The organism is Sphingomonas daechungensis, assembly GCF_039543105.1.
GTDB classification, from domain to species: Bacteria; Pseudomonadota; Alphaproteobacteria; order Sphingomonadales; family Sphingomonadaceae; genus Sphingomicrobium; species Sphingomicrobium daechungense.
On sequence record NZ_BAABJC010000001.1, the window covers coordinates 2,238,263 to 2,250,914 of the forward strand.

Annotated in this window: 9 protein-coding genes; 6 read left to right on the forward strand and 3 right to left on the reverse strand. The window is 64.9% G+C overall.

Translation table 11 applies throughout. The features are described 5' to 3' along the window. Window positions 1–6: 6 nt before the first annotated feature. On the forward strand, window positions 7–1,308 hold the full coding sequence (odhB, locus tag ABD928_RS11705) for a 2-oxoglutarate dehydrogenase complex dihydrolipoyllysine-residue succinyltransferase (protein WP_345168965.1): 1,302 nt from the start codon (window positions 7–9) through the stop codon (window positions 1,306–1,308). Here the strand turns inward: odhB and ABD928_RS11710 are convergent. Next, a complete protein-coding gene (locus ABD928_RS11710; RefSeq protein WP_345168968.1) occupies window positions 1,305–2,255 on the reverse strand; it encodes a glucokinase in 951 nt (316 codons plus the stop codon). The genes odhB and ABD928_RS11710 overlap by 4 nt on opposite strands. Before the next feature lie 131 nt (window positions 2,256–2,386). On the opposite strand from ABD928_RS11710, the gene lpdA reads away from it, so the two are divergent. From lpdA to ABD928_RS11725, 3 genes are all read left to right on the forward strand, one after another. After that, window positions 2,387–3,781, forward strand: a complete 1,395-nt coding sequence (gene lpdA / locus ABD928_RS11715; RefSeq protein WP_345168971.1) for a dihydrolipoyl dehydrogenase — start codon at window positions 2,387–2,389, stop codon at window positions 3,779–3,781. Window positions 3,782–3,962: 181 nt separating this feature from the next. After that, window positions 3,963–4,979 carry an acyltransferase family protein gene (locus tag ABD928_RS11720; RefSeq protein ID WP_345168974.1) on the forward strand — a complete coding sequence of 339 codons (1,017 nt, stop codon included), beginning with the start codon at window positions 3,963–3,965 and terminating at the stop codon, window positions 4,977–4,979. A gap of 25 nt (window positions 4,980–5,004) precedes the next feature. After that, window positions 5,005–5,685: a hypothetical protein gene (locus ABD928_RS11725; protein ID WP_187715060.1), complete on the forward strand. Its 681-nt coding sequence runs from the start codon at window positions 5,005–5,007 to the stop codon at window positions 5,683–5,685. Here the strand turns inward: ABD928_RS11725 and sppA are convergent. Beyond that, complete coding sequence (gene sppA / locus ABD928_RS11730; RefSeq protein ID WP_345168977.1) at window positions 5,682–7,544, reverse strand: signal peptide peptidase SppA; 1,863 nt, start codon at window positions 7,542–7,544, stop codon at window positions 5,682–5,684. The two genes, ABD928_RS11725 and sppA, sit on opposite strands and share 4 nt — an antisense overlap. Before the next feature lie 107 nt (window positions 7,545–7,651). On the opposite strand from sppA, the gene ABD928_RS11735 reads away from it, so the two are divergent. Next, on the forward strand, window positions 7,652–9,634 hold the full coding sequence (locus tag ABD928_RS11735; RefSeq protein WP_345168981.1) for a protein-disulfide reductase DsbD family protein: 1,983 nt from the start codon (window positions 7,652–7,654) through the stop codon (window positions 9,632–9,634). Here ABD928_RS11735 and ABD928_RS11740 read toward each other — a convergent pair. After that, a complete protein-coding gene (locus ABD928_RS11740; protein ID WP_345168984.1) occupies window positions 9,606–11,279 on the reverse strand; it encodes an amidohydrolase in 1,674 nt (557 codons plus the stop codon). The genes ABD928_RS11735 and ABD928_RS11740 overlap by 29 nt on opposite strands. A gap of 50 nt (window positions 11,280–11,329) precedes the next feature. Here ABD928_RS11740 and ABD928_RS11745 point away from each other — a divergent pair, with 50 nt between their 5' ends. After that, on the forward strand, window positions 11,330–12,562 hold the full coding sequence (locus ABD928_RS11745; protein ID WP_345168987.1) for a threonine ammonia-lyase: 1,233 nt from the start codon (window positions 11,330–11,332) through the stop codon (window positions 12,560–12,562). The last annotated feature ends 90 nt before the right edge of the window (window positions 12,563–12,652 follow it).

A 12,652-nucleotide genomic window follows, 5' to 3' on the forward strand; every position in this document is an offset into this window, starting at 1 on the left:
GCATCGATGGCGACTGAGGTAAAAGTTCCGACACTCGGCGAGTCCATCACCGAAGGCACACTCGCGCAGTGGCTGAAGAAGCCAGGCGAGGCGGTCGCGGCCGACGAGGCCATTGCGACGCTCGAGACCGACAAGGTCAGCGTCGACGTTCCGTCGCCGGTCGCGGGAGTTTTGACCGAGGCGCTGGCGAATGAGGGCGACACGGTTGCCGTCGGCGGACTGATCGCTCGGATCGACGAGAATGCGACGGCGGGCGCTGCCGCGCCTTCCGCGCCGGCCACCGAGGCCGCAGCCGCGACGACGAACCCGGCCGGCGCCGGCGAGAACCCGCAATTGCGCGGGACCGAGCATGCTCCTGAGCCCCCGAACGGTGACGATGCCATCACGACCCTGTCGCCGGCGGTTCGCCGTGCCGTGCTCGAGCATCATGTCGACCCGACCAAGATCCGCGGGACCGGAAAGGACGGACGCCTGACCAAGGACGACGTGCTTGCTGCCGCTGAAGCCGCGAAGGCCGGTGGGCCGGTCCATGAGCCGGAGGCCCGTGCTCCCGCAGCGCCGACTTCTGCTACTCCGCAGCCCGTCGCGAAAACTGCCCCAACCGGAGACCGCAGAGAAGAGCGCGTGAAGATGACGCGTCTGCGGCAGACGATCGCGCATCGCCTGAAGGAGGCGCAGAATACGGCAGCGCTGCTGACGACATTCAACGACGTCGACATGTCGGCGGTGATCGACGCCCGAGCTCGCTACAAGGATCTGTTCGAAAAGAAGCACGGCATTCGCCTCGGCTTCATGGGCTTCTTCGTGAAGGCGGTCGCGCTTGCGGCTAAGGACGTTCCGTCGGTCAACGCGAGCATCGAAGGCGACGAGATCGTCTATCACGACTATCTCGACGTGTCGGTCGCGGTATCGGCACCCAAGGGCCTCGTCGTACCGGTCGTCCGCAACGCCGACCGCATGACCTTTGCCGAGATCGAGAAGTCGATCGCCGATTACGGCAAGAAGGCCAAGGAAGGCACGCTGACGGTCGACGACATGACCGGCGGCACCTTCACCATTTCAAACGGCGGGGTGTTCGGGTCTTTGCTGTCGACGCCGATCATCAACCCGCCGCAGTCTGCCGTGCTCGGCATGCACCGCATCGAGGAGCGGCCGGTGGTCAAGGACGGGCAGATCGTCGCCCGCCCGATGATGTACCTGGCTCTCAGCTACGACCACCGCCTGATCGACGGCCGCGAGGCGGTTACCTTCCTGGTTCGCGTCAAGGAAGCGATCGAAGATCCGACCCGTTTGCTGATCGACCTCTAGGCCGCGGCTCTCAGCGCCGGGAAGACGTGCTGCGCCAGCCGTTCGGCGGCGCCGGTCAGGACGGCCTCGTGCTGGTCGACACGCCAGATCGTCGAATTCGACACCAGCCGGCTGAAGTTGCGGCGTGTGGTGAACGCTGATTCGAAGTGCAGGCGACTGTCCGCCCGAAGCATTCTCGCTGCGCGACTCCCCGTGACCATGATCCCGTCCCACGCCCCGAAGCTGTGCATCAGGTTGACGGCAAAGCGGCAGAGCAGGGTCGCAAGGACACGCGGCCGCTCAGGCTCCAGCAGGTCGGGGCAGGCGCTTGCCCATATCGGGTCCATCCGGTCGAACATCAGCAGCATTTCCCAGCTGACCACGCCATTCGCTCCACGGACGGCCTTCGCGAGTCGCTCCTCACGCTCGTTCGACGCTGCGAAGTCCATGTGACCGGCTTCCGTCTCGAGAACGCGCACGGACCCGTCGCGAGCGACGTCCACGATTGCCGCGCCGACGCCTTCCTCAACCATGATCATGCCGTAGCGCCCCGGCTTGTCGAAGCTCAGTCGATCCACGCCGCGGATCGGTTCGATGATCCCGGTCCCGGAGCGGGTCGCCCATGCTCGCGCGGCCACATCGTTCAAAATGATGGGGCTGGTGCCGAAGTAGGCTGCAAGCCCGGCTCTGCTGATGGTCCAGCGAGACCGGACCAGAGAGATGGCTTCACCGTTCGCGGCTCCGGCGATTGCCATGGCGCATTGCATGCCGCTGAGCTGGAGGCGCTTCTCCCTCTCATACTGTTGCAGGGCGTCGGTGAAAGTTGGGACCCCGTCCACACGGATTTCATGAATGTCCGCAATGCGGGGGCGGGCCGACGGCAGTGCGGTCGCAAAGCGAAGAATTCCTTCGCGCGACGCTTCGATCAATAGCCAGGCGCGTACGCCCGATGCGTGACGATCCAACATTTTGTACGGCTCTCCCCCGTGGTGATAGCGCTAACAAATGACGGTTAAATGCGCGTTACCAACGGCGACGCGCTTGCGGCTGGCGGGTCTCGCCCTTAAGTCGCCCGCGAACCCCAAGATCGGAGCGATTGATGGCCGAGGCCTACGACTTTGACGTTCTCGTGATCGGCTCCGGCCCCGGCGGCTACGTCGCGGCGATCCGTGCCGCGCAGCTTGGCCTGAAGACCGCTTGCGCCGAAAGCCGCGACACGCTCGGCGGCACCTGCCTCAACGTCGGTTGCATTCCGTCGAAGGCTCTCCTGCACGCGTCGGAGTATTTCGACGCGGCGGCGAATGGCGCGATGGCCAAGATGGGCATCAAGGTCACGCCCGAGCTCGACCTGCCGGCGATGCATGCGCAGCGCCTCGACGCGGTGAAGGGCCTGACGGGCGGCATCGAATTCCTGTTCAAGAAGAACAAGGTCGAATGGCTGAAGGGCCGCGCCAGCTTCGAGAACGCGGACACGGTCAAGGTCGGCGACCGCACCGTCCGCGCGAAGAATATCGTCGTAGCCACCGGCTCGTCGGTGACGCCGCTCCCGGGCGTCGAGATCGACGAGAAGACCGTCGTCTCCTCGACCGGCGCGCTCGAGCTTGAGAAGGTCCCGGGCCATCTGGTTGTCATCGGCGGCGGCGTGATCGGGCTTGAGCTGGGCAGCGTATGGCGCCGGCTCGGGGCGAAGGTGACCTGCGTCGAGTTCCTCGACCAGATCCTCCCTGGCTTCGATGACGACATCCGCAAGGAAGCGAACAAGATCTTCAAGAAGCAAGGGATCGAGTTCCGGCTCGGCACCAAGGTGACCGGCGTGACGGTCAACGGCAGCAAGGCGACGCTCACCGTCGAGCCAGCCAAGGGCGGCGCAGCCCAGACGATCGAGGCCGACGCTGTGCTGGTGTCGATCGGCCGCCGGCCTAATACGGAAGGCCTCGCGCTCGACAAGGCGGGTCTGCAGGTCAACCAGCGCGGTCAGATCGAGACCGACCACGAGTTCCGCACGTCGGTCCCGGGCGTCTGGGCGATCGGCGACGTCATCCCGGGCCCGATGCTCGCCCACAAGGCCGAGGATGAGGGCATTGCGGTCGCGGAAAACATCGCAGGCCTGACCGGCATCGTGAACCACGATGTGATCCCGAGCGTCGTCTACACCATGCCGGAGATCGCCGGCGTCGGCCTCACCGAAGCGCAGGCGCGCGAGCATGGCGAGGTGAAGGTCGGCAAATTCCCGATGCTCGCCAACAGCCGCGCCAAGACCAACCACGAGCCCGACGGCTTCGTGAAGGTCATCGCCGATGCGAAGACCGACCGCGTGCTCGGCGTGTGGATGATCGCGTCGGTTGCGGGGACGATGGTCGCGCAGGCCGCTCAGGCGATGGAATTCGGCGCGACATCGGAGGACATCGCATACACCTGCCATGCCCATCCGACGCACAGCGAAGCGCTGAAGGAAGCGGCGATGGCGGTGACCGGCAAGCCGATCCACATCTAGGACGCTGATTTACCGGGCAAATCCCGAATCCACGCCGGAGCCCGCTTCATCCCCTTTTGAGACAGGGGCTTAAGTCTCGATTGCCGGTGCTTGCAATTCGTCCTGTCCTACGGCCTCATGAGAGGCGGAGGATGGGCATCTGACGATTGAATCCACGCGCCAGGACATTGTCCCGATTCAGATGCTGCGCGGTGTTGCGGCGACGATGGTGGTCTTTGTCCACATCGGCTTGCAGCTGGAGCGGCTGGGGTACGGGACCCTGGACGTGAACTGGCTGTCGTCGGGCGTCGACATCTTCTTTGTCATCAGTGGCTTCATCATGTGGGTGTCGGTCGAGCGGCGGCAGGGAATGTCCGCGGGCGATTTTATGCGCAACCGGATCATTCGCATCGTCCCGCTTTACTGGCTCGTCACTGCCGGAGTCCTGGCGATTGCGCTGACCGCACCGCAATTGCTCAAGACCACCGTTTTCAGCGCGCCGCATGCAATTGCATCCTTCCTGTTCTTGCCGGCGCGACATCCGGTGGTCACCGATCAGTTCTGGCCGTTGCTGGTGCCCGGTTGGACGCTGAATTACGAAATGCTGTTCTACGTCCTGTTCGCCATTGCGATTGCCGCCAGCCGGGGGTCGTGGCGAAAACGCTTCGCACTCATCGCCGTGTTTCTCACCGCAGTGGTCCTTGCCGGCTCCGCGCTTCGCGGCCGGATCGACGTGATGAATTTCTACGCCAACCCGATCATCTTCGAATTCCTGTCGGGCGTCGTGCTCGGCATCATCTACATGCGGCATCAGTTTGCGCGGTCGTGGACTTGGCTGCTGGCCGTGGCGGCAGGCTTTATCATCCTGCGGGACGGCTCCATCCTTCCGTTTCTCGGCCATGCTTCGAACCTGGTTGGAGCGACATTGGTCGTCGGCGGCGCGCTATATTCGCGGACCTTGCCGATCCCTGGCCTGAAGGCCGTTGGTGACGCGTCCTATTCGCTCTACCTCACGCACGTGATCACGCTTGCAGCCTTGGCGCATTTCTGGAGATCCGGCGGCCTGGAGAGCCTGGGGCCGACTGCGTTCACCGCCGTTGGGGTAACGGTTTCGATCCTTGGGGCCATGCTCTGCTATCGGCTTCTGGAGCGTCCGATGACGCAGGGATTGCGGCGCTTCTGGCGGACGTCGCCAAGGAAGCATTTGCCAGCGGCATGACCACGGCGGCGAGGGGATGGCGATAATGGAACGGGCCGGCCTCAGGCGCTGGCACATCCGCCTCGGCTGGCTGGCCGCGATCCCGGTGCTCCTGTGGATCATCTCCGGCCTGGTCATGGTCGCGCGGCCCATCGAGACAGTGCGTGGTGAGGGCCTGCTTCGTGATGCGGCACCCGTTCGGCTTGCGGGTCCGCCGATCCCGCCGTCACTGACAGGCGTGAATCTGACGTCCCTCTCTCTGGAGCAGCGCGCGGTCGGTCCGCGATGGGTGGTCAAGCTGCCCGATGGCAAGGTTCGGCTCGCCGATCCATTGACCGGGCTTTATCTCCCGGCCCTGTCCGCTGCCGATGCCCGGCAAGAAGTCCAGGCGCGCTATGCCGGTACGGGCCGGGTTGCATCCGTAACACGAACCAGGCCGGAAGACCCGCCGCTCGACCTTCGTCGTCCACTCGCGACATGGCAGGTGACGATGGACGACGGAACGCACTTCTTTGTCGATGCCGTATCGGGCCAGATCGTCGCCACGCGCACGCGCTGGTGGCGCTTCTACGATTTCATGTGGGGCCTGCACATCTTGGACCCCGGCGGCCGCGAGGACGCACACAATCCGTTTATCATCGTCCTCGCGATCGGAGCGCTGGCAATGGCCGTCCTGGGCGCCATGACTTTGCCGATGACGCTACGTCGGAAGCGGAAGGGGCTCTAGAACAGCCAGTCGCTGATTGCGGCCAGGAAGCCGGCGTCCTTCCGATCGACCTTGGCCGGAGCGGGGGACGGGCACTCGAGGCAGCGGACCTGGATGCTTGGTCCGCCGAGAACCGAGCGCAGGTCGGCAACCGCCTGGGCCAATTCGACCTGGCCATTCCCGATGAAGGCGAAGCCATCGGTTGGGCTCGACCCTTCGTCGCGCTCTTCCGAGGCGAGCATTTCGATCAGCTGCTCCTTGAAGCTGGTCGGCCGCTCCAGATAGGTGATGCCGCGGTCGTCCTTGTCCAGCTTCGCGAGCTCGCCGGCCTTCTGGACCGCGTCGTTCAAGCTGCCGAATCCGTCGACGAGGCCGATCTGGTGGGCGGTTCCGCCATCCCACACGCGGCCTTGCGCGATCTTGTCGATCTCCTGCGGAGTCTTGTGCCGCGACTGGGCGACGAGGCCGAGGAAACGCCCGTAGATGGAGTTCACGCCGGTCTGCAGAAGTTGCTCGGATTCCGGTGACGGCCCGCGCAGGACATCGGGCTCTCCGGACAACGGCGTCGTCTTGATGCCATCAGCGCCAAGCCCGAGCTTGGCGAGCGTGCCTTCGAAGCTGGGCAGGATCCCGAACACGCCGATCGATCCGGTGATCGTCGACGGTTCGGCGTAGATGTAGTCGGCGGGGGTGGACACCCAGTAGCCACCCGAGGCTGCAACGCTGCCCATCGAGACGACGACCGGGAGCTTGCGGCGCTTGGCTTCGAGGATCGCCTGGCGAATACGCTCAGACGCAAGCACCGAACCGCCGGGGCTGTCGACGCGAACGACCAGGGCCTTGAGGTTTTTCCGGGCGAGACCCTTTTCGATCAGCTGGGCGATGCTGTCGCCGCCCGCTGTTCCGGCCGAGGCCTTGCCGTCGACGATCATGCCGGCAACGGTGACGACGCCAATCGGACCTTCCGGCTGCGCGTCGACTGCGTCCTTGATGTAGGCGCCAAGTCGAATGCGCTTGTAGCCGCCGACGGCGCTGTCATCTTCGCCACCCAGCTCCGCCAGACGCTTCTCGAAGTCGTGGCGATCCGCGACCTTGTCGACCAGCCCGGCGTTAAGCGCCGCCTTGGCCATGTCGCCACCGGCAGCCTGAACCGCGGCATTGGTATCGCGCATATAGGCGTCGAGCTGCGCCTTCGGACGGCCCTTGACCACGCTTTCGCGCCAGCTTTCGAGCAGGGCATTGCCGAGCGCCTGGGCGTTCTCCTTCGCCTCCGGCGACATGTCGGTTCGGGTGTAGGGCTCGACGGCGGCCTTGTAGGTGCCGACGCGATAGACGTGGGCAGTGACGCCGAGCTTGTCGAGCAGGCCCTTGTAATAGAGCCGCTGACCGCCGGGTCCGGCCACTGCGACCAGTCCCAGCGGGTTCAGCCAGATTTCGGATGCCGCGGAGGCGAGCTGATAGCCGTCGTCGGTGTAGCCGGTCGCATAGGCGATCACCGGCTTGCCCGACGCTCGCACGGAGCGAATCTCGTCGGCGAGATCGGTAAGCGTCGTCTGACCGCCGCCAGTGAAGCCATCCAGATCAAGCGCCACCGCTTTGACGCGATCGTCGGTTTTCGCCGCCTCCAAGGCCGCCAGCAACTCGCGCAGGCTGTATTGACGGATGCGGTTGCCGCCCGAGAGGACTTCGGAAACGTCCGCCTTCGAGGGCTGTTCGACGACCGACCCGTTGAGGTCGAGAGCGAGAATGCCGTCGCCGACCGGCGTCGGCTTCGCGGACAGCGCCGCGTAGAGGAACCCGAAGAACAGAAGCATGAAGATGAGGACGAGGGCGTCCTTAACTCCGACAAGCAGTTTCCAGATTGCACGAACGAAGCGCATTCCATGACTCTCCGACTTGGGTCCGCGGCAAGAGCTAGCCGAGATGTGAAGCCATTGCGACTCCGACTCTCTTGCCTTCGGGCCGTACGGCTGTACCCGTTAACGCAATGCTTCGGCGCCTGCTGATCCTGCTCGCCATCTTGCTTGCGCCGGCCCTCGCCAACGCGCGCGGAATCGAGCCGCAACTGATCGCCGAAAATTCCGCGCAGCCGGGCGGTGAAGTCGAGCTTGCCATCCGCATGAATACGCAACCTGGCTGGCACGGCTATTGGCTCAATCCCGGGGACGCCGGGCTGCCGATGGAGGTGAAGTGGGAGCTGCCGCCGGGCTATGCGGTCGGCGCGCTTCGCTACCCGGTTCCCACGCGGCTGACCGTCGCCGGGATCATGAATTACGTCTACGAGAACGACTATTCGGTACTCGCAAGGCTGAAGGTTCCGGCGGACGCAAAGCCCGGAACGGTTCCGATCCGTGCCAGCGCCCGCTGGCTCGCCTGCACTGACAAGATCTGCGTTCCCGAACAGGGCGAATTCTCGACAGACCTTGCAATCGGGAAGGTGCAACCGGACTTCCAGGAGCAGTTCGATGCATGGCGAAAGCTGTTGCCGCGTCCGCTTGCGACGCCGGCGAATTTCGAGGTGTCAGGCCAGAAGCTCCGGATCGCAATCCCGCTTCCGCGAAACGTGGAGGTCAAGGAGCCGTACGTCTTCGCGGCGGTGGACGGGCCCGTCGATTATGCTGCCGAGCAGCAGTTCCGTCGGAAGGGCGACAGGCTGATCGCGGGGCTGCCGCGGCGAACGGGCGAACCGGCGCAGTTTGCCGGCGTGCTTTCGCTGGGGGACGGCACCGGGCTCGAGTTCACGGCGGTGCGCGGAACGGTGCCAAAGGGCGGTAGCCTGATCGGCGATACGGGGCCCCAGGCGATCTTGTGGGCCGTTGTCGGGGCGATCCTAGGCGGTCTTCTACTCAACCTGATGCCGTGCGTGTTCCCGATCCTGGCGATCAAGGCCCTTCACCTGGCGAAGAGCGGCGGTGACGAGCGAGCGGCGCGGAGGGATGCGCTTGGCTATGCGGCCGGCGCAATCGTCGGCACGGGCGCGCTCGGTGTCGTCCTGCTTGCGATCCGATCGGCCGGGACCGAGATCGGTTGGGCCTTCCAGCTTCAGGACCCGAGGACGATCCTCATTCTCCTGCTGCTGACGACGGCGATCACGCTGAACCTCCTGCGTGTGTTCGAAGTGCCGAGCGTGATGACGGAGAGCATGCCGTCTGGAAGCTTCGGCGCCGGGGCGCTGGCGGCCTTCGTGGCCACGCCGTGTGCCGGGCCGTTCCTCGGAGTAGCGCTCGGTGCTGCGCTGCTGCTTCCGCCTGCTGGGTCGATCGCCGTGTTCGCGGCGCTCGGTCTTGGCCTTGCGCTGCCGTTCGTCCTGGTTGCCTTCATTCCGGCGCTTCGGAAGCTGCTTCCGAAGCCGGGTGCGTGGATGGCTACGCTCCAGCGCATCCTGGCCATCCCGATGGGGCTGACTGCGCTTGCCTGCCTTTGGCTCTTGTGGCGGCTGGGCGGGGGGACCGCGCTGCAGATCGGGATCGCTGCAGCTGTGCTGGTGTCCGTGATGCTGTTCGGGGCAGGCCTGCTCCAGCGGCAAGGCAAGCAGTCCGGCTATTTGGCGACGCTCGCCGCAATCGCGGTCGCCGTGGTCGCGATCGCGTTCATCCCCATCGCGCCGCCTACGGCTTCAACCGCGGCTTCGGATGCGAGTGCATGGAGCGAAGCCCGTGTCGAGGAGCAGCTGGCGGCAGGCCACCCCGTGTTCGTCTATTTCACCGCCGACTGGTGCTTGACCTGCAAGGCGAACGAAACCGCCGCGATCAATCGCGACGAGGTGCAGAAGGCGTTCGAAAAGGCGGGTGTGACGGTGCTCGTGGGGGACTGGACCAAGGGCGATCCGGAAATCACGCGCTTCCTCGAAAGCCGGGGACGGGCGGGGGTGCCACTCTACCTTTGGTATGTGCCGGGCAAGGATCCCGAGGAATTGCCGCAGATCCTGACGCCGTCGATGCTTATCTCCCGCGCTCGGCAGTCCCGCTAGCCGGACGCTGCCAGACCTTTTTGCCGGCGACCCAGGTCTGCAGCACCTGCGTCTTGCCGATCTCCTGCGGATCGGCAGCCGCGACATCCGTATCGACAATGATGAAGTCGGCCCACTTGCCCGGTTCGAGCGCGCCGAACTTTTGCTCGGCAAAGCCCGCGTAGGCGGCGTCTCGGGTGAATCCGGCGAGTGCCTGCTCGAAGCTCACCCTTTCTTCCGGGATCCACCCGCCCAAAGGCTGTCCGTTCGCATCCTGGCGACTGACTGCCGCGGACAGGCCCGGGAAGGGGTTGGGCGATTCGACCGGGAAGTCTGAGCCGAAGGCCAACCGCGCACCCGATTTCAGCACCGATTGCCAGGCGTAGGCCCCCGCCAGCCGGTCCGGCCCGAGCCGCTTTTCCGCCATCAGACGATCGCTGGTCTGATGAGTCGGCTGCATCGAGGCGATGATACCGGCGGGCGCGAGGCGTGGGATGTCGGCCGGGTCGGCGATCTGGAAATGCTCGATCCGCCAGCGGCGCTGGTTGCCGTAGCGCTTTGTGAGTTGTTCGTAGGCTGAGATGGCCTGCGCATTCGCGGCATCGCCGATCGCGTGCACCGCGACCTGCAGCCCCTTGCCTGCTGCTTCCTCCGCCTTGGCGAGAAGCTCTTCGTCCTTGAGGAACTGCAAGCCCCGCGTGTCGGGCTTGTCGGCGTAAGGCTTCTTGAGCCATGCGCCTCGAGAGCCCAAAGCCCCATCGGCGTAGAGCTTGATCCCACCCATTCGAAGACGGTCGTCGAACAGCCACGGCGTCGGACCATTCGGGACCACTGCCCGCATGTTCTGGACGTCGAACGCATAACTCATGATGCGGACGTTGAGCTTTCCGCTCTGCCCGGCCGCCTGCATCGCCGCCCAGTCCGCTGCGGAAGTGCCCATGTCGGCCGCAGCCGTGACTCCGACGGAAAGCAGTTGCTCCTGCGCCTTGGCCAGCGCCTGCGCGAGCTGTTCCGGCGTCGACGGCGGAACCTTCGACGCAACGAGGTCCATCGCAGCGTCGACGAGCAAGCCGGTGGGATTCCCGCTCGCGTCGCGCTCGATCTTGCCGCCGACGGGATCCTTCGTCGCCGCAGTGATGCCCGCTGCCTTCAGCGCAGCGCTGTTGACCACCAGCGCGTGGCCATCCACCCGCTCCAGAACCACCGGCCTGTCGGAAACCGCTGCATCCAGATCAGCCGCGGTCGGAAAGCGTGAATCCGTCCACAATTCCTGGTTCCAGCCCCGGCCGGAAAGCCACGGATCGCTGGTCCGGGCCGAAGCATAGGCACGCAGCCGTTGCTGCAGGTTGGCGACCGAGCTCGTGCCGACGAGGTCGAGCTGAAGCGCGGCAATGCCGAGGCCCATTACGTGTCCGTGCGCGTCGATCAGTCCGGGAAGCAAAGTTCGCCCGCCGACATCGACCGTACGCTCGATCGGCATGACGGCAGTTTGTCCGTCGCGAAGGACCTGGACGACCTTGCCCTTGTCATTGACGACGAGTGCGCGAAACCGCTGCAGCTTGCCGTCGGCGCCAATTTGGATGCCGCGAGCATTGTCGATGAGGGTATCGGCGAACGCCGGTGTGGCGAGGAGAACCGCAACCGCGGCGAGAAATGCCTTTCGCATCCTTGCGGCATAGCATTGTTCCGACGGCGCGGAAGGTCTAGCTCCGCGGCATGCTTCAGCCCGCGTCCATGCAAGCCCCGACGATCAACGACATCCGCGCCGCCGCCGAGCGTATCGAAGGCGCCGTCGTGCGAACGCCAATGCTCAAGAGCCAGACGCTGAGCGAGATCATCGGAGCGGAAGTCTGGCTGAAGTTCGAGAACCTGCAGTTCACTGCCGCCTACAAGGAGCGCGGCGCCCTCAACAAGCTACTGCAGCTTTCGCCCGAAGAACGCGCCCGCGGCGTGATCGCGGCGTCGGCCGGCAATCACGCACAGGCGGTCGCCTATCACGGACACCGGCTCGGCATTCCGGTGACGATCGTCATGCCGGAGCCGACCCCAACAATCAAAGTCACCCAGACCGAGGGCCACGGCGCCCGGGTCGTGCTGTTTGGCAAGATGTTCGACGATGCCTTTGCCAAGGCGCGCGAGTTGGAACGCGAGGAAGGACTCGTCTTCGTTCATCCGTTCGACGACCCTCAGATCATTGCCGGCGCGGGAACGCTCGGTATCGAGATGCTGGAGGAAGCGCCGGATCTCGACATGCTGGTCGTTCCGATCGGTGGCGGTGGCCTGCTTTCGGGTATCGCAACTGCAGCACGCGCGCTGAAGCCGGAGATCGAGCTGATCGGCGTCGAGGCCGAGCTCTATCCGTCGATGAAATGCGCTCACGACGGATCGAACCTTCCTTTGGGCGGAGACACCCTCGCAGAGGGCATCGCAGTCAAGGAACCCGGCGAACTCACCTCGCGCATTCTGAAGGCGCTGATCGACGACATCGTTCTGGTCCCCGAGCGCGACATCGAGCGCGCGGTCGCGATGCTCGTCGGGATCGAAAAGACCGTCGCAGAAGGGGCCGGCGCGGCGGGGCTGGCGGCACTGCTTTCGGATCCCAAGCGCTATGCCGGGAAGAAGGTCGGCACCGTATTATGCGGCGGCAATATCGACACGCACTTGCTTGCAACCGTGCTGGTGCGCGACCTTGCCCGCCAGGGGCGAATGGCGCGTCTTCGAATTGCCGCACAGGACCGGCCGGGCGCGCTCGCCGCGATCGCGGGCTGCTGTCAGGACGCGGGCGTCAACATCATCGAAATCTATCACAGCCGGATCTTCAACCGCCTTCCGGCCAAGGACACGATCATCGAAGTCGAGTGCGAGGCACGCGATGCAGAGTCGATCGACGACGTGATCAAGCGATTGGAATCGGCAGGATTCCGCGTCGAACGGGCTTCGCTCGACTAGGTCCGGACAAGTCCGGATTTTCCCATCTCGGGACAGCGGCGACAATTAACCCTCTTTCCAAGGGCGCAAACCCTTTCAATCGGCGTTTAC

Coding starts and splice junctions, on each gene's coding strand:
- odhB (WP_345168965.1), top strand. CDS start 7: ATGGCGACTGAGGTAAAAGTTCCGACACTCGGCGAGTCCATCACCGAA.
- ABD928_RS11710 (WP_345168968.1), bottom strand. CDS start 2,255: ATGTTGGATCGTCACGCATCGGGCGTACGCGCCTGGCTATTGATCGAA.
- lpdA (WP_345168971.1), top strand. CDS start 2,387: ATGGCCGAGGCCTACGACTTTGACGTTCTCGTGATCGGCTCCGGCCCC.
- ABD928_RS11720 (WP_345168974.1), top strand. CDS start 3,963: ATGCTGCGCGGTGTTGCGGCGACGATGGTGGTCTTTGTCCACATCGGC.
- ABD928_RS11725 (WP_187715060.1), top strand. CDS start 5,005: ATGGAACGGGCCGGCCTCAGGCGCTGGCACATCCGCCTCGGCTGGCTG.
- sppA (WP_345168977.1), bottom strand. CDS start 7,544: ATGCGCTTCGTTCGTGCAATCTGGAAACTGCTTGTCGGAGTTAAGGAC.
- ABD928_RS11735 (WP_345168981.1), top strand. CDS start 7,652: ATGCTTCGGCGCCTGCTGATCCTGCTCGCCATCTTGCTTGCGCCGGCC.
- ABD928_RS11740 (WP_345168984.1), bottom strand. CDS start 11,279: ATGCGAAAGGCATTTCTCGCCGCGGTTGCGGTTCTCCTCGCCACACCG.
- ABD928_RS11745 (WP_345168987.1), top strand. CDS start 11,330: ATGCTTCAGCCCGCGTCCATGCAAGCCCCGACGATCAACGACATCCGC.